General features: G+C 50.5%; 20 protein-coding genes and 8 pseudogenes. 17 read left to right on the top strand and 11 right to left on the bottom strand.

Annotated elements, in window-relative coordinates:
* Positions 1-68: 68 nt before the first annotated feature.
* Positions 69-1,241 (bottom strand): M20 aminoacylase family protein, encoded by a 1,173-nt coding sequence (locus ACJJIF_RS00140; protein ID WP_444928402.1) that lies wholly within the window; start codon positions 1,239-1,241, stop codon positions 69-71.
* 238 nt (positions 1,242-1,479) lie between these two features.
* Between ACJJIF_RS00140 and ACJJIF_RS00135 the strand changes: the two genes are divergently transcribed.
* A complete protein-coding gene (locus tag ACJJIF_RS00135) occupies positions 1,480-1,845 on the top strand; it encodes a hypothetical protein (protein WP_444928401.1) in 366 nt (121 codons plus the stop codon).
* Here the strand turns inward: ACJJIF_RS00135 and ACJJIF_RS00130 are convergent.
* The 4 genes and pseudogenes from ACJJIF_RS00130 to ACJJIF_RS00115 all read right to left on the bottom strand — a co-directional run bounded on the left by ACJJIF_RS00130 (position 1,835) and on the right by ACJJIF_RS00115 (position 4,433).
* Positions 1,835-2,995: a helix-turn-helix transcriptional regulator gene (locus ACJJIF_RS00130; RefSeq protein ID WP_444928400.1), complete on the bottom strand. Its 1,161-nt coding sequence runs from the start codon at positions 2,993-2,995 to the stop codon at positions 1,835-1,837. The two genes, ACJJIF_RS00135 and ACJJIF_RS00130, sit on opposite strands and share 11 nt — an antisense overlap.
* 96 nt (positions 2,996-3,091) lie before the next feature.
* A pseudogene (locus ACJJIF_RS00125) lies at positions 3,092-3,744 on the bottom strand (class I SAM-dependent methyltransferase).
* 7 nt (positions 3,745-3,751) lie between these two features.
* The gene (locus tag ACJJIF_RS00120; protein WP_444928399.1) at positions 3,752-4,153 is read right to left on the bottom strand and encodes an EVE domain-containing protein; all 402 of its coding nucleotides are present in this window, start codon (positions 4,151-4,153) and stop codon (positions 3,752-3,754) included.
* A gap of 88 nt (positions 4,154-4,241) precedes the next feature.
* A complete protein-coding gene (locus tag ACJJIF_RS00115) occupies positions 4,242-4,433 on the bottom strand; it encodes a hypothetical protein (protein WP_444928398.1) in 192 nt (63 codons plus the stop codon).
* Positions 4,434-4,752: 319 nt separating this feature from the next.
* Here ACJJIF_RS00115 and ACJJIF_RS00110 point away from each other — a divergent pair.
* Both ACJJIF_RS00110 and ACJJIF_RS00105 read left to right on the top strand, forming a co-directional pair.
* Positions 4,753-5,349 (top strand): annotated as a pseudogene (locus ACJJIF_RS00110) (iron chelate uptake ABC transporter family permease subunit); the annotation flags it as partial.
* A 16-nt stretch (positions 5,350-5,365) separates the two neighbouring features.
* Positions 5,366-5,791, top strand: a complete 426-nt coding sequence (locus ACJJIF_RS00105; RefSeq protein WP_444928431.1) for a Fur family transcriptional regulator — start codon at positions 5,366-5,368, stop codon at positions 5,789-5,791.
* On the opposite strand, the gene ACJJIF_RS00100 is transcribed toward ACJJIF_RS00105, so the two are convergent.
* On the bottom strand, positions 5,777-6,529 hold the full coding sequence (locus ACJJIF_RS00100) for a hypothetical protein (RefSeq protein ID WP_008552793.1): 753 nt from the start codon (positions 6,527-6,529) through the stop codon (positions 5,777-5,779). The two genes, ACJJIF_RS00105 and ACJJIF_RS00100, sit on opposite strands and share 15 nt — an antisense overlap.
* Positions 6,530-6,783: 254 nt before the next feature.
* Positions 6,784-7,590 (bottom strand): response regulator transcription factor, encoded by an 807-nt coding sequence (locus ACJJIF_RS00095; protein WP_008552691.1) that lies wholly within the window; start codon positions 7,588-7,590, stop codon positions 6,784-6,786.
* A gap of 97 nt (positions 7,591-7,687) precedes the next feature.
* Between ACJJIF_RS00095 and ACJJIF_RS00090 the strand changes: the two genes are divergently transcribed.
* Positions 7,688-8,335 carry a TetR/AcrR family transcriptional regulator gene (locus ACJJIF_RS00090; RefSeq protein WP_008552693.1) on the top strand — a complete coding sequence of 216 codons (648 nt, stop codon included), beginning with the start codon at positions 7,688-7,690 and terminating at the stop codon, positions 8,333-8,335.
* A 62-nt stretch (positions 8,336-8,397) separates the two neighbouring features.
* Here ACJJIF_RS00090 and ACJJIF_RS00085 read toward each other — a convergent pair whose 3' ends face one another.
* Together ACJJIF_RS00085 and ACJJIF_RS00080 are read right to left on the bottom strand one after the other, a co-directional pair.
* Positions 8,398-8,679 (bottom strand): SCP2 sterol-binding domain-containing protein, encoded by a 282-nt coding sequence (locus tag ACJJIF_RS00085; RefSeq protein WP_008552794.1) that lies wholly within the window; start codon positions 8,677-8,679, stop codon positions 8,398-8,400.
* Between the two features lie 188 nt (positions 8,680-8,867).
* A complete protein-coding gene (locus tag ACJJIF_RS00080; RefSeq protein WP_008552749.1) occupies positions 8,868-9,227 on the bottom strand; it encodes a cupin domain-containing protein in 360 nt (119 codons plus the stop codon).
* A gap of 155 nt (positions 9,228-9,382) precedes the next feature.
* On the opposite strand from ACJJIF_RS00080, the gene ACJJIF_RS00075 reads away from it, so the two are divergent.
* The 7 genes and pseudogenes from ACJJIF_RS00075 to ACJJIF_RS00045 all read left to right on the top strand — a co-directional run.
* The gene (locus ACJJIF_RS00075) at positions 9,383-10,021 is read left to right on the top strand and encodes a pseudouridine synthase (RefSeq protein ID WP_444928397.1); all 639 of its coding nucleotides are present in this window, start codon (positions 9,383-9,385) and stop codon (positions 10,019-10,021) included.
* Positions 10,022-10,554: 533 nt separating this feature from the next.
* Positions 10,555-12,042, top strand: a pseudogene (locus ACJJIF_RS00070) (aldehyde dehydrogenase family protein); the annotation flags it as partial.
* Positions 12,043-12,213: 171 nt separating this feature from the next.
* Positions 12,214-12,576 carry a hypothetical protein gene (locus tag ACJJIF_RS00065; protein WP_444928396.1) on the top strand — a complete coding sequence of 121 codons (363 nt, stop codon included), beginning with the start codon at positions 12,214-12,216 and terminating at the stop codon, positions 12,574-12,576.
* Between the two features lie 14 nt (positions 12,577-12,590).
* Entirely contained in the window at positions 12,591-12,788 is a 198-nt protein-coding gene (locus tag ACJJIF_RS00060) for a hypothetical protein (RefSeq protein WP_444928395.1), read from the top strand.
* Positions 12,788-13,054: pseudogene (locus ACJJIF_RS00055) on the top strand (hypothetical protein); the annotation flags it as partial. The gene ACJJIF_RS00060 and the pseudogene ACJJIF_RS00055, both read left to right, overlap by 1 nt.
* 125 nt (positions 13,055-13,179) lie before the next feature.
* Positions 13,180-13,437, top strand: a complete 258-nt coding sequence (locus tag ACJJIF_RS00050; protein ID WP_444928394.1) for a TonB-dependent receptor domain-containing protein — start codon at positions 13,180-13,182, stop codon at positions 13,435-13,437.
* Positions 13,438-14,007: 570 nt separating this feature from the next.
* Positions 14,008-14,254: pseudogene (locus tag ACJJIF_RS00045) on the top strand (hypothetical protein); the annotation flags it as partial.
* A gap of 209 nt (positions 14,255-14,463) precedes the next feature.
* Here ACJJIF_RS00045 and ACJJIF_RS00040 read toward each other — a convergent pair.
* Positions 14,464-15,183, bottom strand: coding sequence for a TonB-dependent receptor domain-containing protein (locus ACJJIF_RS00040; protein WP_444928393.1), 720 nt, complete (start codon positions 15,181-15,183; stop codon positions 14,464-14,466).
* 179 nt (positions 15,184-15,362) lie between these two features.
* Entirely contained in the window at positions 15,363-16,049 is a 687-nt protein-coding gene (locus ACJJIF_RS00035; protein ID WP_444928392.1) for a TonB-dependent receptor, read from the bottom strand.
* A gap of 131 nt (positions 16,050-16,180) precedes the next feature.
* Here ACJJIF_RS00035 and ACJJIF_RS00030 point away from each other — a divergent pair, with 131 nt between their 5' ends.
* From ACJJIF_RS00030 to ACJJIF_RS00005, 6 genes and pseudogenes are all read left to right on the top strand, one after another.
* Complete coding sequence (locus tag ACJJIF_RS00030; RefSeq protein ID WP_444928391.1) at positions 16,181-16,786, top strand: hypothetical protein; 606 nt, start codon at positions 16,181-16,183, stop codon at positions 16,784-16,786.
* Between the two features lie 105 nt (positions 16,787-16,891).
* Entirely contained in the window at positions 16,892-17,578 is a 687-nt protein-coding gene (locus ACJJIF_RS00025) for a hypothetical protein (RefSeq protein ID WP_444928390.1), read from the top strand.
* Positions 17,565-19,700: an indolepyruvate ferredoxin oxidoreductase family protein gene (locus tag ACJJIF_RS00020; protein WP_444928389.1), complete on the top strand. Its 2,136-nt coding sequence runs from the start codon at positions 17,565-17,567 to the stop codon at positions 19,698-19,700. Before ACJJIF_RS00025 ends, ACJJIF_RS00020 begins: the two co-directional genes overlap by 14 nt.
* 145 nt (positions 19,701-19,845) lie before the next feature.
* Positions 19,846-20,403 (top strand): annotated as a pseudogene (pyrG, locus tag ACJJIF_RS00015) (CTP synthase); the annotation flags it as partial.
* A 105-nt stretch (positions 20,404-20,508) separates the two neighbouring features.
* Positions 20,509-21,210 (top strand): annotated as a pseudogene (locus tag ACJJIF_RS00010) (DUF6537 domain-containing protein); the annotation flags it as partial.
* A 589-nt stretch (positions 21,211-21,799) separates the two neighbouring features.
* Positions 21,800-22,249 (top strand): annotated as a pseudogene (locus tag ACJJIF_RS00005) (aromatic amino acid transport family protein); the annotation flags it as partial.
* Positions 22,250-22,383: the final 134 nt, after the last annotated feature.

Below are 22,383 nucleotides of genomic sequence, written 5' to 3'. Positions count from 1 at the left end.
GGCCTGAATATTTTTAATATAGAGAAGCCTCGGATAAATCCGAGGCCCCATAAATTGCAATGTGCATTTTAAGTTGCAGGCATTGCGGTTTCAACCAGTTTAATAAAATAGGAACAACCATATGGAATGGCTTCGTCGTTGAAGTCATATTTCGGATGGTGCAGCCCTGCGGTATCGCCGTTGCCGAGGAAGATGAACGCGCCTGGCTTTTCTTCCAGATAGTAAGCGAAGTCTTCGCCGCCCATGGTTGGTTCGATGTTCTCGTCCACCTTATCCGCGCTGCCTGCGATTTCGGCTGCAATCTGGGTTGCGAACTTGGTCTGTTCCGGATGGTTTGAGGTAGATGGGTAACCATCGTTGAACTCGAAGTTCACGCCAGCACCGTTTGCTGCACATACGCCTTCGACAACCTGTTTGACACGCTCAGCAGCCTGTTTGCGGACATCCTGATTGAGCGTGCGGATAGTGCCGCCGAGTTTCGCTGTATCAGGGATGATGTTGTAGGCGGTACCTGCCTGGAAGAAGGTTACAGAGATCACGATGGACTGCAGAGGGCCAACGTTACGGGAAGCGATGGACTGCAGGGCGGAGACGATCTGAGAGCCAACGACAACAGGGTCGATTGTGTTGTGCGGATACGCTGCGTGGCCGCCGATGCCTTTTACGGTGATGGTGAACTCGTCGGTTGACGCCATCAGCGGGCCTGAGCGGGTTGCAAAGTGGTCGATTGGAGTGCCAGGCTGGTTGTGCAGGCCGTAGATCTCATCGACATTCCAGCGGGTGAACAGGCCGTCGTCCATCATTGCTTTTGCGCCAGCGCCGCCTTCTTCAGCCGGCTGGAACACGAGGATAACTGTGCCGTCGAAGTTGCGGGTTTCGGCAAGGTATTTTGCAGTACCAAGCAGCATTGCGGTGTGCCCGTCATGACCACAGGCGTGCATGGCACCTTCGTTTTTGGAGGTGTACTCTTTGCCGGTTTCTTCGGACATAGGAAGCGCATCCATATCAGCACGCAGGGCGATGGATTTGCCTGCGCCGCCGTTGCGGCCTTTGATAACGCCGACTACGCCCGTACGGCCAACACCTGTAGTAACTTCATCAACGCCGATCTCTTGCAGGATCTCGGCTACTTTTGCTGCTGTGCGATGAGTTTCATAAAGGACTTCAGGATACTCATGAAAATCACGGCGCCATGCGGTGATTTCATCGTGCATTTCCGCAAGACGATTGATGGTTGGCATTGGAGCGCTCCCTAAAAACTTCGGATTCTTATTGAAATTAGAAAATGAACCTCACTTTGGCCTAGTGCAGTGAAATATTGCAAGAGCAAATCACTCGCAAAAGGGTCAGTTGAGTAAAATTAAATGAACTGCGATTGAAGCTCCTTAACTAACCTAAAGACACCTTAATCACGCTAAGTTATGGCTGACGTCAGGTCACATATTGCACCGGTTTTAACAGCAGCAGTAGCGAGGCAGTATGGCGATCTATCGGAGTGTTTTTCGCAATGTCACAGAGGAGAAACAGCAATGGATGTTTCTCAATAAAGCCCACCGATATGTCAGTCTGTTGCCCGCTCAATCTGAGTTTGAAACGGTTCCCTATGATTTTCGTCGCAGCATTTCGATCAATCTCCTTGTGAATGGAGGGCTCTACGGAACCTCGCTGCGCTATAACTCGTTGCGGGACAGCTGGAGCTTGTGGCCGTTGACGAGTGATTTTTCCCTTCAGGTCGATAAGCGAACTGTGATTGTTGAATGTGCTTTGACGTCTCCTTATCAGACTGGCGCCAATGTCACGTCACTGGCTCAGTTTTATGAGGAAGTGAGCCGGCCTAATCGGTAGGGGCTGGGGCTCTTACTGTCTCAGGCATGCGGGAGAGTGTGGCGGTAAGAGAGGAGATCAGCTCACTTTGTGACTTCATGTCTGCTTTGCTTGTTAGTCCCGCGATGTGGTTGCGGGCGGTGTTGTAGCTCATTTTGAGGGTGCTTGCGGTTTCCTTCAGAGAAAAGCCTCGGATCAGCATTTGGGCGATGTCTGCCTCGCGGTTGGTTGCACCCCAGATTTTCTGAATAAGCATCTCCTTTGAAACTGGATGGTCGGTTGGATCGAGGATGACCGCGAGAACCGGGCTCCAGTTCTTCAAGAAGGGTTCTACGTCGTTGGTGTCTTGTTCCAACACTGTCAGTGGAACGTAGGAAATCAGCGGTTGAGTTGGGGTTTCACATCCCAAAGGGAAGGGACCAACCGGGACTTTTTGAGTTCTGCATTGGAGGAGAAGGTTCTCCAGATTGTTGGTGTACATCCGATGGTTGGTTGCGAGGTTGTTGCTTCTATCGGCGTAAAGGAACCGGCTCTTTTGCAGCAGTGTGCGGCCTTTTTGATTGCTGAGGGCTATGTGGAAGCCGTGGTCCAGAATGAAGGCGGCGGAGGGGATCTGCTCCAGCCAGAATGTGTGTTGGTCTACGTTTCTCTTTTTTGCTTCCAGTTTGAGAAACAGGGAGAAGGCGTTTTGATAGTGCGGCTGAATTCGTTCCAGCAGATTACAGAGTTCTTCGTCTTCCGTGCCCTGAAAGCGGGCGGGCATTGTGACTGCGGCGAGTGCAACATCAGAGCCTTGTCTGTGTAGGTGGAACCCGCGTGAGCGGTTGAGGTTGTCCCGGCCTTTGAGGACGTTGTTGTAAAATTCGTTCTGCTCCAGCTGTTGTTGGGTCAGGAAGCGTTCCGAGTAAACTAGTTGATCAGAACTAACGGATTGAAGCAGTTTAGGAAAAGGATTGAACTGGATAAATTCAGCAATAAGCTCGTTGTAGGCACTGTCTACGTTGAGAGCCGAGAAGTGATAGTAGTTGTTTTGCGTGAGGCATTGGACCTGGAATGTGACGGGCAAATCCGGGTATTTCTCGGCGATTGGTGCCAGAATATCGTCCAGGCCCTTACCGGTGACAACGGTTGAGTACATCCGGTTGATGAGCAGTTGTTGCAGATCTTCCATGACAACATAGTGGCTATTATCGACAATGGAATATTAGTTCTACTGTTAATTAAATTCAATTATTCGGTGTATTAGATTTTGGGAGTATACCCCTGATCATACAAACGCGTAGACGGAGGTCTTCTTGGTTTCATTATCTTCCAGCTCTCGTTGAACCGGAATTTCGTAGGTTTGAAGGTGTTTAAGCCGTGAGGTGGGAAAGTAAGAGCGTTGAGGATCTCCAACCAAAACTGGGATCGGCTCTGCTCTCTGGTTTGCATCTAACCAACTTAGCACCTTTGATGTCATATCCGGGTCGTAGAAGACATCACCGCAGCAGATCAGGTCATACCCATCCAGCTTGCTTTCAAGCAGGTCTTCTGCTGTGACTTTAATTGTGACATGGTTTTGTGCTGCGTTGATAAGTGCGGCATCGGAAGCAAAGGCGTCGATGTCCGCTGCAACTGCAGAGGCTGCTCCGGCTTTCATCGCGGCAATGGCAACAAGGCCAGAGCCGCTGGCAAAGTCTAGGATGTGCTTGCCCTGGACCACTTCTGGGTTGTCGAGAATGTACCGTGCTAGCGCTTGTCCGCCTGCCCATGCGAACGCCCAGAAGGGGGAGGGGACACCGAGCTCTTCAAGCTCTTCTTCCCCATGCGCCATAGGTCGACGCTTTCGTCAGCGAGGTGAAGAGAGATGGACGGCGCATGAGGAACAGGGTGAATGCGTGTCTGTTCCAGAATGAACTTGCGCCGATCCGTGATTGTCATCGTGAGATCAGACCTCGGATGGGTCCATGCCTGCCATTTCCAGAACCACAGCCCACTCTTCCGGCTTTACCGGCTGAACAGAGAGGCGCATGGAGGTGACGAGAGCCATGTCGGACAGACGCTCTTCGGCTTTTACCTGCGCGAGTGTGACAGTCTGCGGGAGGTCTTTGACGGCTTTGATATCCACGCATTCCCAGCGTGGGTCATCGGTTGTGGAATCCGGGTGAGCCAGTGCGCACACCTCAACGATGCCGACAACTTCCTTGCCGATGTTGGAGTGATAGAAGAAGCCGCGGTCGCCGATCTTCATATCGCGCATGAAGTTGCGAGCCTGATAGTTGCGTACGCCGTCCCACTCTTCGCCTTCTTCGCCCTTGGCTTTCTGTTGATCCCCAGTGAAGCGGCGCACGAAAAACGCGAAAGCGTTTCACGATAAATGCGAAAACTCACACGAGTATGGAAGTCGTTCTGGTTAAACACCCAATTCATAGAACTGTTTAGCAGCGACATCCCCGGCTAAAAAAAAAAAAAATTACCAATGTTAGGCAAAAAATGCGTCCCAGCCAGGCCGGGTAAGCGCCACCAGAACCTCTTGCATCGGTTTTTCCGCAGCATACGTTCCAGCCGGCAAGACCGCCAATTGGCAGCAGCGTGATATCGGGTGTTCGAATGCCATACCGCCGCGCCATGAGTGCATGACCGAATTCATGCGCAACGACACAGGCAAAAAGCGCCAGAACAAAACATAGGTTGTCGATGGCTGCGGGCCATCCACCATTGGAATAGGCCGCGAATCGCTACTGAAAGCCAACAGAGGAAGAACGTGACATGGACCCTCAGCTCTGGAGCCGAGCAAGCGGCCAACCGGGAAGGACCATGTCATCTTTGTTCTGAAGCGGCGCACGAAAAACGCGAAAGCGTTTCACGATAAATGCGAAAACGACTACTTTCTGCCTTTGCGAGAAAGTTAAAACGGCTTGAAACCCCAACCAGTAGACCTACAGTAAACTGCAAAAGCGAGGCTCGCTTTCAACAGATGCGCTGCTGGGATTGCTTTCCCACTCCGCTCTGGCGCTCGGTATGGTGCTGATCGCCTTTATGAGCCACGTGCGGTTTGATCTGCTCTCGCTGCTCTTCGGAGACATCCTCGCTGTTGGCAATGAAGACGTGATCGCCATTTACGCATGCGCAGCAGTCATCCTTGGCCTGATGTACTTCCTCTGGCGCCCTTTGCTGGCTTCAACAGTCAACCGTGAACTGGCAGAGGCAGAAGGTTTCAATCCAGACCTGACGCAGCTCATCTTCATGGTCATGATGGCCGCCATCATTGCCATCGCGATGAAGATCGTCGGTGTTCTGCTCATCACCGCTCTGCTGATCATTCCCGCGGCAACTGCACGTTGGTTCGCAAGAACACCAGAGCAGATGGCGGCTGCATCCTCAGTCATTGGTGTTGCGAGTGTTGTTCTGGGGCTGGAAGGCTCATTGCAGTTTGACAGCGCTTCAGGTCCGTCTATCGTCGTGGCCAGCCTGTGTTTATTTCTGCTATCATTGTTTGCATCTCGCCTCCTAAACGGGGTATTGGGAAAGGAGCGAGGGCAATAGGGTGAAAGAAGTGGCAATGGCAACTGCAGAAGTGAAGCTCACGAAAAATCAGCGTCTGGTTCTGGATCTGCTGTGTGCTTCAGATGCACCGATGAGCGCATACTCTATTCTGGACCAGCTCCGGACTGAGGGACTTCGCGCTCCATTGCAGGTCTATCGTGCTCTCGACAAACTTATCGGTCTTGGCTTGGTACACCGCCTTGAGAGCATGAACGCTTTTGTTGCCTGTGCTCACCCAGCTTGCCACGCAGTCGAGATGGTTGGCTTCGCCATCTGCGAAACCTGCGGCAAAGCTCTGGAGTTTGCGGATAATGATGTGGCTGAAATCCTGAGCGGCTGGGCCAGCGCAAACGGCTTCGATGCCAAATCAACTTCCATCGAGATCAAAGGCACCTGCGCGTCTTGTCAGGAAAAATCGGAAGACACCTCAGGAACTGAGTGAGAACCGGCGCCTAAGATCAAACAGACTTGGCACCTCACTCTCAGTATGATGCAGCTCTGACGGTTCAATCAGCTCTCGGGAAATCCAGTTGGTCGTGTAGAGCAGGGGCTTCTTCTGCTGCCGTGAAGCTGGCTGTCCGCCAAACCCACTTCCATCAACCAGAATAAGATCACTGGGCAACTTACGCCGAAGCTCTGACAGGCTGGAGAAAAGCAAAGACCGGTTTTTGCTACACACCTGTAGCCCAGTTGCTCGCTCAGCAAGCCGCGCCAGCATATCCGGGAATGACCGCGTACGCTCGCTCACCACATATCTGAGGAAGATACCCGGTGAATAGTCCCCGAACAGGCTTTCAATATCATCTTCTGGATGCACTTCGCTGAGATTTCGGAACGGCACATAAAGCGCATTCTCATTGTTGTAGAAGGCTTCATGGCTGACCGTGTTGAAATGCCCCTGGTGTTTGGAGGAAAACACAAGGCTCAACTGGCTTTGCTCTGGCTCAGCAACCTCATCAACAATCCGCAGACCACCGTTGTACAGCGGATCTCCATAGGCAAGCACAAGTGCGCCGGAGATGCGCTGGAACGTCTGATCAAACTCTCTGTCAGGTGAAGGGCCGATGCTCAACAGCAAATCGGAAGCAACAAGAGTGCGTGTGGGGATCGGACAGGTTCCGCCGTGATCGCTCCAAATGACCTCAAGGTCGCTCAAACTGGCAAAATCGCTTGGCTGCACAGTTTCCTAGTCCTCTTAAAGATTGAAGCCCGGCCTTGGGAGCCTGCAAAATCAATAATGAGGAAAAATTGACGTAACGGCAAGTGCGTGTAGAGCGCAAACAGTCAATCTGAAGAAACAATCTGCTTGCTGTGGCAAGAGCGCTACAGCAACGTCAACTGTTGGACTTGTCGTTGCTGTAACGCCCGCAAAAGGAAGGAGAATACACTGCGGCGAGGGAGCGACATTCTCGCCACAGGGTGTGTCAGTTTGGTTTAAGGAGCCGCAACATATGTCGGCTGCAGCGCGGAAGCTGGTGTCACACCAGCGCCGGCACCGGCGATCTTGTAGCCATTGGCCACACGACGTGAGTTGGTCTTCGCGCGGGCCGCTTTACGGTTGCCACCACGATAATCCACGTTGATGCCAAGCTCGTTGATCATGGCCACCAACTGAGAGCGGGAATAGAAGCCCAGAGTGCTCAGCAGCGCAGAAACGTGATGCTTCACGGTCGCTTCGGAGATGCCGAGCTCATGCGCGATCTGCTTGTTCAGCTTGCCTTCTTTCAGATAGGTCAAAATGGTGGCCTGACGGCGTGTCAGGTTCGCAAGACCTTCATAGAAGTCGATGCCAAACGCGTTCTGCGCATCTTCTGCTTCAGTTGTCACTTCAACGGTGCCACCAGTCAGAACAGCTTTGAACACTGAGAAGTCAGCGGTTTTAGGCACTGCTGCGGTTGCGCCGCGAGCGATGAAGTACTCGGAAAGGCCCGGGTTATCCTGCTCAAGCAACATAACAAGGCTGGAAATCTCATAGGTCTCCAGAAGCGTAGATGCTGTGCTGAGACCTGGTGCCCCCTTCATCCGAGGGTTCACAAGTACCACTGCGGAAGGGTGAAGTTCTACCCAAGTCTGCAACTCGGAAAAGCTCTTCGTCACAAGTACATTTACGCCGTGGCACTCATTTGAGTAGATGCTCGCAAGTGCTCTGGAAAATGCCGGATGTGGATCACCAATAATAACAGTGTGCATGGAAACCTTCTCCCTTAGGGTTCCAACAGTGGACTGACGCTCCCGATACATAATTTCTCCTCCCTAAACTATGCACTACGTGTTTCGTCGTATCTCTTGAAAAAAATACATGCATATGGTTTTTTTACAAGCGTTGATGTGAGGCACTATGAAAAATATTTTTCAAGATACCGGCGAAACGCGAAAATCTACTCAGGCAGAGAAGAGTGATCGTATGCGTAAGGAGATCCTCCTTGCCGCTATCAGTTGTTTGCACGAATTTGGCTATCACCGTGCATCTATTAAGAAAATTACGGAAAAGACGAGATTTTCGCAGGGTGCGCTGCAGCATCATTTCCCGACTAAAGAAGATCTGATGGTCTTCGTTCTGGAAAGATTGCTCGCTAAATCAGTTCGGCTAACTTTGGAGTGGTTGAACGAAATCGGTGAGGATAAAAGCAGAATTTCTGAGCTAACTATCAAATGGTGGACGAATCAGGCGAACTCTCCTGAGTACCTCACCATGATGGAAATTCTTGTTGCAGCGCGAACAGAAGATACGTTGCGCCGCCGCATCAAACCCACCTTCGACAACTTCGCAAAAGTCACCGACGATCGAATTCTGGCAATCTTTGAGAGTGATCAGATCAGTCAGGCAACAGCGCGCACGCTGATTACAGCATCACGTCAGATGATGACGGGTCTGATTACGTCGGATGGTCTGTTTATGAGAGAGGAAGATAAGCAGGCCTACATCGAGCACTGGGCGATGTTTCTGCAGCAACTTTTCGAGCAAAGAGTGCAAGAAGCTTTGTAGACTTTCGTCTATGGAGGCATCCGGGCGCGCGGCCCGAATGCACAATCTCGTCGCAGCTGTTGTTAGATCAGCTGGCTCAGTTTCATTGCAACGCTCATGTCACCATCAATGGTGAACTTGCCCTGCATGAATGCAGCAGTTGGGTCCAGATCGCCAGCGATCAGGGACTGCAGATCTTCGAAGGAAACGCCGATTGTGCAATCTACGTCCTGGTTGTCTGTGGAGATGGAGTTACCATCAATCACAAGAATACCTTCGTCACCGCAGTCAAACTTGATTGAGCTGTCAAAGTCGCTGGACTCAACGCGGCCTTTCAGGTCATTCAAAATTGCTTCCATGCTCATATTTGTTCCCTCCATCTGCTAAATTACAGTGTTTGCGAAAGTCAGGCAGATGCCTAAAGTGTTTACATAGCGCACTACGTATTACGCATCAGGCATCTTGTTAACGTAAGCGTAATCCAGCATGCCTTCAATGTAAAGAGATCAGATTCCGCTTATTCCAGATTACCCATGCTGCCTTAGTAGGGGCGTTATGCCAACTGATCTTCCAGTGATTTTGTCTTCTCAGTCACCACATCACCAGTGTGCTTTGTTGCAACCGGTTCCACCAGCACAATCCAGCATTCTTCTTCTGCAACAGGGTTATGCATCTTTCCCTTTGGCACCACGTGAAAGTCACCTTTGTTGAGTGTCACCGCTTCACCTTCATATTCAATAGTGACGCTACCTTGCACGACGTAGAACAGCTCATCCTCATCATCGTGTTTATGCCAGGTGAGATCTCCTTTGATCTTAGCGACTTTGACGTACTGATCGTTCACCTGCGCCACGACACGCGGCGACCAGTAATCAGTGACCTTTTCAAACTCAGAAAGAAAATTGCCAATCATAGGAACCTCATCAATATAGAATACTGCACGATATATGGGGCAGCTCTCAGGCAGCGCAACATAGACGGAAGGACATGCGTTGACGTTTGCAGGTAAGCCGCTATAAGCGCCCCATGAACAACAGTCCTAGCGCCCCTTTCATATACACGCCGCCCATGGAGCCATTCCTTGATGTTGTCCATCAGGATGAGCAACTGCTGGTGCTTAACAAGCCAAGCGGGCTACTCAGTGTACCGGGCCGTGCGGAAGAGCATAAGGATTGTCTGGAAACCCGCGCGCAGTCAATCTACCCAACAGCGACCACCATCCACCGGCTGGACATGGACACCTCCGGCTTACTTGTCATGGCTATGAACAAGGATGCACACCGCCATGTGGGCCTGCAGTTCGAAAAGCGCATGACACGCAAAACCTATATTGCGCGTGTATGGGGCCAGCTGAGAGATGATGAGGGGGAGGTTGATCTACCTCTTCGCTGCGATTGGCCAAACCGTCCTAAGCAGATGGTGGATCATGAACTAGGCCGCTCTGCTCTCACCAAATGGGACGTCATCAACCGCGAAGAGCAAACAACCCTGGTTAAGCTCATGCCGGTCACCGGACGCTCCCACCAGCTCCGTGTGCACATGCTAGAGTTGGGGCACCCGATCGTGGGGGATCGCTTCTATGCGGAGGGCGAGGCACTGTCTTTCTCTGAGCGCCTGCATCTTCATGCTCAAACGCTGGAACTACGACACCCAATCGGTGGTGAGTACAACACCTTCACCGCATCCTGCCCGTTCTGGGATCTGTAATCCGTAATTACACGCCAGACTCACTGAATTTGTAAAAATGAGTCACATTACATACGTGTATCTTCGTGTTTTCTGCATCCGGAGCGCACTATTCACAAGCACTAGGTGAAATTACCGGTAAAATATTGGCGGTATGCGACTTTGTCGCAGTTTAGGTCAGCTGACTTGTCCTAAAAGTCAATGACGCTGAAATGTATCTCCAAAGGTGCCTTTGCGTCTCTACTTAACTATCTGAAATAAAAATAGAATATCACAGTTTAGGGTGTCTGAAACTGTATGCAATGCTATGCAATAAATGACAAGTTAGCGCCTCATTACAAAATCAGTCTTAAAAGTGGCCTTCCAACAGTCGAGTTTTATGACATCCTATTCATATATCTCTGATTTTTGACTTATGTCATGCGCCTAAAGTAGAATGTGACCCAATAATATCTGTGTCGAACAGAAGAGCAGCTTCCTCCCCTGAACTGTTTTGTGACAAATACCGATAGTCTGTCACGTTTCTGCTTCGGTTCTTGCCTACGGAGAAGAAAATGCCTGTCACTAATCGCGAAGAATTAGACGCCCTTGTTGCTCGGGTTAAAAAAGCACAACAAATCTACGCAACATACACTCAGGAACAGGTAGATAAGATCTTCCGCGCAGCAGCACTGGCCGCTGCCGATGCCCGTATCCCGCTCTCCCGCATGGCGGTTGAAGAAACCGGTATGGGCGTCATGGAAGACAAGGTTATCAAAAACCAGTTCGCATCTGAGTACATCTATAACAAGTACAAGGATGAGCAGACCTGCGGTATCCTGTCTGAAGATGAAACTTTCGGAACAATCACCATTGCAGAACCGACAGGCATCATCTGCGGTATCGTTCCAACAACAAACCCAACTTCTACCGCGATCTTTAAAGCACTCATCTCTTTGAAGACTCGCAACGGCATTATCTTTAGCCCGCACCCACGCGCCAAGCTTGCAACCAACGAGGCCGCACGCATCGTCCTCGAAGCTGCAATCAAAGCAGGCGCTCCAAAAGACATCATTGGCTGGATTGACGTTCCAACTGTTGAACTCTCCAATGCCCTGATGACCCATGAAGAAATCAACCTTATCCTCGCGACCGGTGGTCCGGGCATGGTGAAGGCTGCTTATTCTTCTGGTAAGCCGGCAATCGGCGTGGGTGCGGGTAACACACCTGTGGTCGTAGACGAGTTTGCAGACGTAAAACGTATGGTCGCATCTGTGCTGATGTCTAAAACCTTTGACAACGGTGTGATCTGTGCATCTGAGCAGTCTGTCATCGTTGTAGAAGACATCTACGAACAGGTGAAAGAACGCTTCTCAACCCACAAAGGTTACATCCTGAAAGGCAAAGAGCTTCAGGCTGTGAAGGATGTTCTGCTGAAGAACGGTGCGCTCAACGCAGCAATCGTTGGTCAGCCTGCTCCAAAAATCGCTGAAATGGCTGGCGTGAAAGTTCCTGCTGACACCAAAATCCTGATCGGTGAAGTGACAGAAGCAAGCGAAGCAGAAGCATTCGCCCACGAAAAACTGTCTCCAACTCTGGCAATGTACAAAGCCAAAGATTTTGATGCGGCTTGCGACATTGCTGAGAAGCTGGTTGCCATGGGCGGTATCGGTCACACCTCTGTATTCTATACAGATCAGGACCGCTGCGAAGACCGCGTCAAAGAGTTTGGCCGTCGCATGAAGACCGCGCGTATTCTGGTCAACTCCCCAGCATCTCACGGCGGTATCGGTGACCTTTACAACTTCTCTCTCGCTCCATCTCTGACCCTGGGCTGCGGCTCTTGGGGTGGTAACTCCATCAGTGAGAACGTTGGTCCGAAGCACCTGATCAATAAGAAGACCGTTGCGAAGCGAGCAGAAAATATGTTGTGGCACAAACTGCCTGAATCCATCTACTTCCGTCGCGGTTGTCTGCCAATCGCACTGGGTGACCTTGAAGGCAAAAAACGTGCGCTGATCGTAACCGATGGCTTCCTCTTCAAGAACGGCTACACTGATGAAACCGCTGAAGCGGCGCACGAAAAACGCGAAAGCGTTTCACGATAAATGTGAAAACAAGGATTCATTCCCACGGTAACACGGTTAAACGACCGGTTTGTACAACCCAACGAAGTACAGGGCAAAACCAGCGCCGCGCCCACTTCAGAAACAACTGGCAAAGTCTCCGCCGAGTTGAGTGAATACGGTGGTCGCAGCCTTACCGCCATTGGCAGCGGCAGCCTGACTGAGCAGCTTGGCTACCGTATGGAGCCGCCAGCGAACTCCGACGGCGATACGGAAAATCAGTACCTGGGTCGTGATGACACGAACAATATTGATGAATCCGTACTGCGCGGTAAGCTGGCCTATTCTCCCAGTGACGATTTAAAACTCGGCCTCACCCTTTTCTACCTTGACGCCGATAACGGCTACGATGCCTTCTCTCTATACAATACCCGCAAGACCCTCTCCGACAAGCCCGGTCGGGACCAGCAGGAAAGCTGGGCTGGCGCTTTAACTGGGCAGTGGTCTGGTAACGAGAATTTCACTCTGTGAAGCCACCCTAAGCCATGCCAATTCCGATACCGAATACGGATACGATGAAGGACTGGAGCTATATCGGATTTCACCCTTTGGAATACAGCCAAACTGACAATTACCAGCGGGACAAAGACAACGCCAGCCTGGATTTACGCCTGCTCTCCACTGAAAGCTCCAAACTCTTTGCGGGGCGCACTAGCTGGGTACTGGGGGGTTTATCATCGTAATGAGCAAGAAGACCTCCTGCAGACTTCAGGAAAAACTAAAGGCACAAGCACGGAATACAGTTTTTTTAGCAGTGAGTTTGATACCAAAAACAGCGCTGTTTACGGGACAGCTGAGCACCACACTAACCGACGCTTTCAACCTGATTACCGGGCTTCGCCTGGAAAAACGCAGCGCGGATTATTCTGATTCCTATTCCACTAAGGCAGATAGTAATGAGGATTTGTGGGGTGGAAATATAACCCTGGAATATCATTATTCTGAAGACACGCTACTGTACGCCACCGTTTCACGCGGCTATAAGGCAGGGGGTGTGAACGGTGCGATCATCGCAGAGTTCGCGGGTAATGAAGAAACTTACAGGGGAGATGTTCGAGCTTCGATACAGAGCATTTGCTTAACTACGAACTCGGCGCCAAAGGCAACTGGCTGGATAACCGCCTACAGGCGCAGTCAGCAGCTTTCTACCAAGACCGCAGCGATGTTCAAGCCAAACAATCACTCTTTAATCCAGAAAGTAAAAAGTTTAGGGGTAATGCAGCAGGTGGTGAAACTTACGGCTTTGAGGCGGAAATAAATTTCCAAGCCACGGATACTGTGCGCCTCTTCGCTTCTGCAGGCTGGCTAATGCTGAGTTTGAAAACTTTATAAGCAGTACACACGTAGATACAGAGAAGAGATAAAGAAACCGGCACGGTACTACCGGTAAATCTGGATGGGCGTGATGTCGCTCATGCGCCAAGCTATCAGTTCTTCACTGGCACCGAGGAGTTGATCTCACTACCCACTGGGTACTGCGTCTGGAATTGGAGGCAAGGATGAGTTTTACTTCTCTAATAGCCACAATGAAAAATCCACGGCCTACGAATTGGTTAACGCCCGCCTCACCTATAGGCTTGATAACTGGGGAAGTCTCTCTATGGGGTAGAAACCTGACAGGTGAGGAAAATTACTATACCAGAGGCTTTTATTTCGGAAATAACCCAGTTAATGGCTATACCTCAGAGGCTTATTATCAACAGGGTGAACCACGTATTGCCGGGTAGAACCCGTACTTATACTTTCTAATAGGACACCTTGTAATTTAGCAAATAGCCAATGGTTAACGCCCGTGAATTATCAGATACATAGCTATCTGATAATTCACGGACTTAATCGGGGCTGGATAGATAAGAGCCAAGGATAGTTACCCCCGGGATCTCGGTGTATAATGAGCAAGCTATGCAGCTCTCCGCAGAAATCAGCATGTACCCTCTTAAAGATGAGTACATACCCAGTATTCGAGCCTTTATTGAACGCCTGAATAGCCATTCAGGCCTGAGAGTAATCACTAACACTATGAGCACTCAGGTATTTGGCGAATATGATTTGCTAATGGATGTTCTAAATAGAAATGCGCAAATCCTATGAGCAGTTTGGACGCGCTATTTTTGTTTGTAAATTTATTGATGGCGACCTAGCCCCGCAAAACCCCATGCTTAACTCAGAGTTCCTAGAAATTCTGCTCACCTCAATTGAAGCCATGTCTCTTTGGGAAGTGGCAGCTGTTGTTCTCTCGCCCTTGTCTACCTGTTATTGGCGATGCGCGAGAAAATCAGCGGCCGCACCTTCAAATCATATGTGAAGTGCGCACGAAAAACGCGAAAGCGTTTCACGATAAATGCGAAAAAAATGGCTTCAAATGATCAGTGACATCGTTTTTGACAACTGAACCAAGTATAGGCAGTAAAAGTGGGCGTTAACCAATTCGTAGGCCGTGGATTTTTCATTGTGGCTATTAGAGAAGTAAAACTCATCCTTGCCTTCCAATTCCAGACGCAGTACCCAGTGGGTAGTGAGATCAATCTCGGTGCCAGTGAAGAACTGATAGCTTGGCGCATGAGCGACATCACGCCCATCCAGATTTACCGGTAGTACCGTGCCGGTTTCTTTATCCTTCTCTGTATCTACGTGTGTACTGCTTATAAAGTTTTCAAACTCGGCGTTTAGCCAGCCTGCAGAAGCGAAGAGGCGCACAGTATCCGTGGCTTGGAAATTTATTTCCGCCTCAAAGCCGTAAGTTTCACCACCTGCTGCATTACCCAGGTATTCCCTAAACTTTTTACTTTCTGGATTAAAGAGTGATTGTTTGGCTTGAACATCGCTGCGGTCTTGGTAGAAAGCTGCTAGCTGCGCCTGTAGGCGGTTATCCAGCCAGTTGCCTTTGGCGCCGAGTTCGTAGTTAAGCAAATGCTCTGTATCGAACTCGAACATCTCCCTGTAAGTTTCTTCATTACCCGCGAACTCTGCGATGATCGCACCGTTCACACCCCCTGCCTTATAGCCGCGTGAAACGGTGGCGTACAGTAGCGTGTCTTCAGAATAATGATATTCCAGGGTTATATTTCCACCCCACAAATCCTCATTACTATCTGCCTTAGTGGAAGGAATCAGAATAATCCGCGCTGCGTTTTTCCAGGCGAAGCCCGGTAATCAGGTTGAAAGCGTCGGTTAGTGTGGTGCTCAGCTGTCCGTAAACAGCGCTGTTTTTGGTATCAAACTCACTGCTAAAAAAACTGTATTCCGTGCTTGTGCCTTTAGTTTTTCCTGAAAGTCTGCAGGAGGTCTTCTTGCTCATTACGATGATAAACCCCCAGTACCCAGCTAGTGCGCCCCGCAAAGAGTTTGGAGCTTTCAGTGGAGAGCAGGCGTAAATCCAGGCTGGCGTTGTCTTTGTCCCGCTGGTAATTGTCAGTTTGGCTGTATTCCAAAGGGTGAAATCCGATATAGCTCCAGTCCTCATCGTATCCGTATTCGGTATCGGAATTGGCATGGCTTAGGGTGGCTTCAAGAGTGAAATTCTCGTTACCAGACCACTGCCCAGTTAAAGCGCCAGCCCAGCTTTCCTGCTGGTCCCGACCGGGCTTGTCGGAGAGGGTCTTGCGGGTATTGTATAGAGAGAAGGCATCGTAGCCGTTATCGGCGTCAAGGTAGAAAAGGGTGAGGCCGAGTTTTAAATCGTCACTGGGAGAATAGGCCAGCTTACCGCGCAGTACGGATTCATCAATATTGTTCGTGTCATCACGACCCAGGTACTGATTTTCCATATAGCCGTCGGACTTTCGCTCGCTGGCGGCTATACGGTAGCCAAGCTGCTCAGTCAGGCTGCCGCTGCCAATGGCGGTAAGGCTGCGACCACCGTATTCACTCAACTCGGCGGAGACTTTGCCCGTTGTTTCTGAAGTGGCGGCGCACCGGCATATTGACCAGGTGAAGCGGCGCACGAAAAACGCGAAAGCGTTTCACGATAAATGCGAAAACTAGGGAAACACGATAGAATCCGAAGGTTAATATCGGCTTGGATAACTGAACGAGTAGAGGGCAACAAAACCATCACCGGAGAGGAGCTCATTGAATGAATGTAAGTGTGCCACCGATCAGCTTACATGATAAATACACAGCTGAAACAGGCAATGTTTACCTGACCGGTATTCAGGCACTGGTACGACTGGCGTTGGACCGCGGTCGTTTGGATCGAGCTAACGGATTGAAAACAGGCGGTTTTATCTCAGGATACCGCGGTTCTCCAATCGCTGGCTACGACACGGAGCTTCAAAGATCACGTCAATATCTTGATCCGCTGGATATTCAGTTTCAACCGGGAGTGAATGAAGAACTGGGTGCAACAGCGGTTTGGGGATCGCAAAAAGTTCGGCAGCACGGAAAAGGTTCTGCCTACGACGGTGTCTACGGCATCTGGTACGGAAAGCACCAGGTGTTGATAGAGCCGGAGATGTGCTGCATCAGGCAAGTGCTTCTGGAACCGACCCAAATGGCGGTGTTGTGGCGCTTGCTGGCGATGATCATCTGGCAAAATCTTCCATTTTGCCGGCACAAAGCGAGTTTTTCTTCCAACACGCAGAAATCCCTGTTCTCAACCCTGCAGATATTCAGGAAGTGCTGGATTTCGGTTTGCACGGGTTTGAGATTTCGCGTTACACCGGTCTGTGGAGTGCATTGATTTGCCTTGCAGATACGATGGATGCATCTGGTGTTGTTTCTGTAGACCCGCAGCGTTCTGGCGTTCTCACGCCCTGCTGCATTTGATCCACGCAAGAATGCGGAGTTGAACCGGGTTCTTCTGCTCGGCAACCGTCTGGAAACGGAGCGCTTGCTGCGTGATATTCGGATGCCAGCTGCTCTGGCTTATGCCAAAGCGAATCGTCTGGATCACGTGGCCTATGGTGCGCAGAAGCCTCGAATCGGTATGGTTGCGACCGGTAAGGCGTTCCGTGATCTGTGTCAGGCACTGCGTCTGATGGGTATTACGGATCGGCGAGCCAGGAGATCGGGCTTGCGGTTTATAAGGTGGGTATGCCTTATCCGCTGGAGCCTACAGCGTTTTCCAGCTTTGCGCGCGGGTGTTGAGAAGATTCTGGTTGTTGAACATAAGCGTGCGTTCATCGAACCACAGATCAAAGAGATCGCTTACAACTGGCCAAGTGACCAGCAGCCGCAGATCCTTGGAAAGAAGGATGCGCAGGGTGAGCCTTTGCTCTCTGATGTGCTGGAGCTTTCCATTGATGAGATGATCCGCGTGATCATGAACTTCCTGCCTCGGGAGTACATCAATGACGAGATGCGGTCTGTTGCTGATTCCATGATGCGCCAGCAGATGTGGGCGCAGGGACATGGTGAGCTTGCTGCTCGTTCTCCGTTCTTCTGTTCTGGCTGTCCGCACAACACGTCTACCGTGGTGCCTGAAGGGTTGCTCTATGCCGGGGATTGGCTGTCATGCCATGACCGAGATTAATGACCGGACGACCGATGGTCAGATCGCCATGGGTGGTGAGGGCTCGCTGTGGGTTGGACAGGCGCACTTTGCCCGTGATGAGCATGTTTTTGCGAATATGGGCGACGGCACCTATTTCCACTCCGGCATTCTGTCGATCCGTCAGGCTGTGGCGGCGCGTGTGCCAATTACCTTCAAGATCCTTTACAACGACGCTGTTGCGATGACAGGTGGTCAGGAGATTGATGGATCACTGACGGTGCCTCAGCTTCTCAATCAGCTTCATGCTGAAGGTGTTGAGAGGGTGGTCTTGCTCTCCGAGCATCCCGATGATTATCAAGGGCGTCAGGATCTGGCGCTGACTGAGCCTGTACATCACCGCGATGATCTGATGAAGGTTCAGAACGAACTCAAGGAGTTCAAAGGCGTTTCGGCGATCGTGTTTGATCAGACATGTGCTGCTGAGAAGCGTCGTCGGCGGAAGAGAGGATTGTATCCTGATCCGGATCTTCGTTTGTTCATCAATGATCGTGTCTGTGAGGGCTGTGGTGACTGTTCTGTACAGTCTAACTGTCTCTCCGTTGAGCCTGTTGAGACGGTGTTTGGTGAAAAACGCCGTATCAATCAGTCTTCCTGTAACAAAGACTTCTCCTGTGTGAAGGGTTTCTGCCCATCCTTTGTTTATGTGAAGGGCTCCAAGCTGCGTCAGGCCAAGCCAGCAGACTTTGCGCTGGATGACTACGTGAAGCAGTTGCCTGAAGTTCAGCTTCCATCGCTTGAGAATACCCGCAACCTGCTGGTGGCTGGTATCGGTGGCATGGGGGTGACGACCATCTCCGCTATTATTGCGATGGCAGCACATATTGATGGAATCAAAGCATCTACGCTGGATATGACCGGACTTGCTCAGAAGGGCGGTCCTGTGACCTCTCACGTGCGTTTTGCAGCAGCAAGTGACACGATTGAGGGACCACGTGTTCCGCCTGCACAGTTGGATGTGCTGATTGCGAGTGACATGCTGGTTGCAAGTAAGGCTGAACAGCTGTCGCTTTATCACAAGAGCAGAACGCATGGTTTTGTGAACACAAACGTCACGCCGACTTCAGAATTCGTTATGAAGCAGCAGCTGTCGTTTGATGAGCACAAGATGAAGCGGACGCTTGAGCAGGGTACACTTGATCTGAGAGCGCATGATCTGGCGAACATTGCTGAGAAGTTGCTTGGTGATGCGATTTACACCAATATGATGCTGATCGGTCTGGCTTATCAGGCTGGCACACTGCCAATCTCAGCACAGTCGATTGAAAATGCCATCTCATTGAATGGTGCAGCGGTTGAGAAGAACATCAATGCCTTCCATGCAGGTCGTGTTCTTTACTCTAATCCAGACGCTATCTTTGCAGCGCTTCCACGTCAGGAAGCTGTTGCGGTGATGACGTTGGATGAGAAGATTGCGTTCTTTGCCAAGGAGTTGACGGCATACCAGAACAAGTCCTACGCCAATAAGTATCTCGATAAGATCACCGAGATCCGTGCGAAGGATGAGGAGTTTGGTCCGGGTTCTCTTGAGATTACTCATACTGCCGCTGAGATGCTTTACAAGGTGATGGCTTACAAAGATGAGTACGAAGTTGCGCGTCTTTATAGTGAGCCTGAGTTCCGCAAGAACCTGGAAGCACAGTTTGCAGATCCGGGTGAGTTGCAGTTGATGCTGGCGCCGCCATTCTTGCCTAGTAAGCCTGATCCGAAGACTGGACGTCCGCAGAAGCGGGCCTTTGGTCCGTGGATTTTCAAGGCATTTGAAATGCTTGTCTCACTCCGTGGTTTGCGTGGAACGGCTCTTGACCCGTTTGGGTATGCACGTGAACGGAAGGAAGAACGTGCATTGATCAAACAGTACCGCGATGACCTAAGTCTTGCTTGCGGAAAGCTGGGAACAGCAAATTACGGTCTCCTGCGTGAGTTCCTCAATTTGCCTGATTCTATTCGCGGCTATGGTCCGATCAAAGACGAGAACATGCGGCTGGCGCAACTTCGGCGCGAGGAGCTGCTTGGTCGAACTCGAGGAAGATCCAACCACGGTGACCTTCAAAGAAGCAGCCGAATGAAAAGCGACGAAAAACGCGAAAGCGTTTCACGATAAATGCGAAAACACGTAACTTGGTTTGTTCCCTAAAAGTTAATATGACTTTTGACAACCGAACCAAGCAACAGGGCAAACATCACCACTCGAAGCCCTGCTGCTTCCCCACTGATAAATTCCGCCCTTTCTAACGTGGTAGCGATCCATGGCACGGTACATATTCATCACCGGTGGTGTTGTTTCTTCTCTCGGGAAGGGACTTGCCTCCGCAGCTCTTGGTGCGGCTTTACAAGCGCGCGGATACAAGGTGCGACTTCGTAAGCTCGATCCTTATTTGAACGTTGATCCAGGTACCATGAGCCCTTACCAGCATGGTGAGTGTTATGTGACCGATGATGGCGCTGAAACTGACCTGGATCTTGGTCACTACGAGCGTTTCACTGGCCGTCCGGCAAATAAGCAGGACAACATTACTACAGGTCGCATTTATCAGGACATTATCGCGAAAGAACGCCGTGGTGATTACCTGGGTGGTACCGTGCAGGTGATTCCTCATGTGACTGACGCGATCAAGAACTTCGTTCTGGACGGTAATGAAGGCTATGATTTCGTGCTCTGCGAGATCGGCGGTACCGTCGGTGACATTGAAGGTCTGCCATTCTTTGAAGCTATTCGTCAGCTGGGCAATGATCTGCCACGCGGACAGGCTGTTTACATCCACCTGACACTGCTGCCTTACATTGCAAGTGCTGGTGAAATGAAAAAATGAAGCGGCGCACGAAAAACGCGAAAGCGTTTCACGATAAATGCGAAAACTCACACGAGTATGGAAGTCGTTCTGGTTAATATCGGTCGGATGCAACTGAACGAACGAATAAATTACCTCGAAATCGTGCTCGCCAGCGACACTGAAAATGAGAGTTGGGAGCTGACCCGAACAGCAGCCAAGTATATCGCAAATGCTATGTGTTATGACGACACGATCCGGGTCGCCGACATAAAAACGCAAAAAACACGCTTTCAACGCGTTCATCGGGAAGTGGGCCCTGCGGCGGGTAGTCAACTGGAGCTGACTGAGTATCTTCACCCCCGCATGGAGGAAATCTGCGGTACGCTGCCAACACGGCTTGGCAGATGGATCGAAGCGCGGCCCGCAGTCTTCAACTGGCTGGACAGGCGCGTCAACAAAGGCCGCCGCATCAGGACCCGATCCATTCGCGGGTTCCTAAGTCTCTGGCTCATCAGCAGCTTAAAGCCGTGGCGCCGTAGTTTCCTGCGCCATCAGATCGAGACGGATCACCTGCAAAGCTGGCGCGATCTTGCGCTCAAAACAGTCCATTCAGACTACAAGCTCGCCGTCGAAATCCTCAAATGCCGCCGTCTCATCAAGGGGTACTCAGATACACATATCCGCGGTCACTCCAAATTTGACCGGGTTTTATCCTCTCTTGCCCTGCTGAAAGGGCGAAAAGACGCTTCAGACTGGCTCAGACGGCTTCGGGAAGCCGCGTTGCTGGATGAAAAAGGGGATGCTTTGGAAGGTGCATTGAAGACAGTTCAAACCCTCTGATTGAAATCAGGGGGAAAGAATGACGCATTTGAAATTTTTCCTCCGATTATAATTAATGTATGCATTTGTGTGCCTTAGCGAATTTTGGCAATTTTGCCGGGCGCACAAAATGCGCACGCAAGAGGCATATTGTCGTCATTTGAAGGAAAGTAAGCGCGCTGGTTTAAAGCATACACCAGCATGCAATACTACGTAGTTTCAATACTACAGATATCCCAAAGTACCTCTAGGTCAGTGATATACCGTTGTGAAACAGTATGTTGACTGCATATATTAGCGAGGCGTCATGTTTAAGTAATGTGAAGTCTTCAGTGACGCAAACGGCAATTAATCGGGTTTCCGTGAAAAATACTATTTAATCGAGTGATTTACGCGTCCGCGGCAGATTGTTGCACACTTCATGGTTCTACGCGCTATTAAACGGAAGTCGTATCTTGTATCGCTGCGTTATTATGGCGCGCGTGATGTGTATTTAAACGTATGGTCTTAAAATTTTAACATAAGTATATCAGGTCCCCGTCCTAGAGAGACTGGGAAATTCTCCTAGGGCACATGAGTGGCACATGGGGATATAAAAGAAATGTCAAGCATTAATGCGACCGAAGTCGAAGTCGCCCCTAAAGAAACGGTAAAGTTTACAAAAGAAGATCTTACCTGGTCTTTGTCCATGTTCGGTACTGCAGTAGGTGCCGGCGTTCTGTTTCTTCCAATCCGTGCAGGTCTTGAAGGCTTCTGGCCGCTGATCCTGATCGCAGCTCTCGTAGGTCCAATGACCTACTTCTCTCACCGCGCACTGGCTCGCTTTGTTCTCTCCTCCAAGAACAAAGACGCAGACATCACTGACGTGGTTGAAGAGCACTTCGGTAAAACAGCAGGTCTGCTGATTACCTTCTTCTATTTCTTCGCGATTTACCCAATCGTGTTGATCTACGGTAACGCGATTACCAACACCATCGACAGCTTCATCGTCAACCAGCTCGCAATGCCTGCAATCCCACGCTGGCTCCTGTCTGGTATTCTCGTTGCAATTGAAGCGGCGCACGAAAAACGCGAAAGCGTTTCACGAGAACGCGAAATAGGTTACACAAACCCTGGACAAGGGTTAAATACAATCGCTTTCGAAGAAGGTGTTGCAGAAAAATTACGAAAGTATACGGGAAACTGGATGTGGAA

It is taken from the genome of Microbulbifer regidiadema (SeqCode), from assembly GCF_052467605.1.
The sequence above is the reverse complement of the archived record's forward strand: the minus strand, read 5'-3'. Positions and strand labels throughout refer to the sequence as shown.

Bases quoted from the DNA above. Each gene is read 5' to 3' on its own strand.
- ACJJIF_RS00140 (WP_444928402.1), bottom strand. From the start codon at position 1,241: ATGCCAACCATCAATCGTCTTGCGGAAATGCACGATGAAATCACCGCA.
- ACJJIF_RS00135 (WP_444928401.1), top strand. From the start codon at position 1,480: ATGGCGATCTATCGGAGTGTTTTTCGCAATGTCACAGAGGAGAAACAG.
- ACJJIF_RS00130 (WP_444928400.1), bottom strand. From the start codon at position 2,995: ATGGAAGATCTGCAACAACTGCTCATCAACCGGATGTACTCAACCGTT.
- ACJJIF_RS00115 (WP_444928398.1), bottom strand. From the start codon at position 4,433: ATGGCGCGGCGGTATGGCATTCGAACACCCGATATCACGCTGCTGCCA.
- ACJJIF_RS00105 (WP_444928431.1), top strand. From the start codon at position 5,366: ATGGCAACTGCAGAAGTGAAGCTCACGAAAAATCAGCGTCTGGTTCTG.
- ACJJIF_RS00095 (WP_008552691.1), bottom strand. From the start codon at position 7,590: ATGTATCGGGAGCGTCAGTCCACTGTTGGAACCCTAAGGGAGAAGGTT.
- ACJJIF_RS00090 (WP_008552693.1), top strand. From the start codon at position 7,688: ATGAAAAATATTTTTCAAGATACCGGCGAAACGCGAAAATCTACTCAG.
- ACJJIF_RS00085 (WP_008552794.1), bottom strand. From the start codon at position 8,679: ATGAGCATGGAAGCAATTTTGAATGACCTGAAAGGCCGCGTTGAGTCC.
- ACJJIF_RS00080 (WP_008552749.1), bottom strand. From the start codon at position 9,227: ATGATTGGCAATTTTCTTTCTGAGTTTGAAAAGGTCACTGATTACTGG.
- ACJJIF_RS00075 (WP_444928397.1), top strand. From the start codon at position 9,383: ATGGAGCCATTCCTTGATGTTGTCCATCAGGATGAGCAACTGCTGGTG.
- ACJJIF_RS00060 (WP_444928395.1), top strand. From the start codon at position 12,591: ATGCCAATTCCGATACCGAATACGGATACGATGAAGGACTGGAGCTAT.
- ACJJIF_RS00030 (WP_444928391.1), top strand. From the start codon at position 16,181: ATGAATGTAAGTGTGCCACCGATCAGCTTACATGATAAATACACAGCT.
- ACJJIF_RS00020 (WP_444928389.1), top strand. From the start codon at position 17,565: ATGACCGAGATTAATGACCGGACGACCGATGGTCAGATCGCCATGGGT.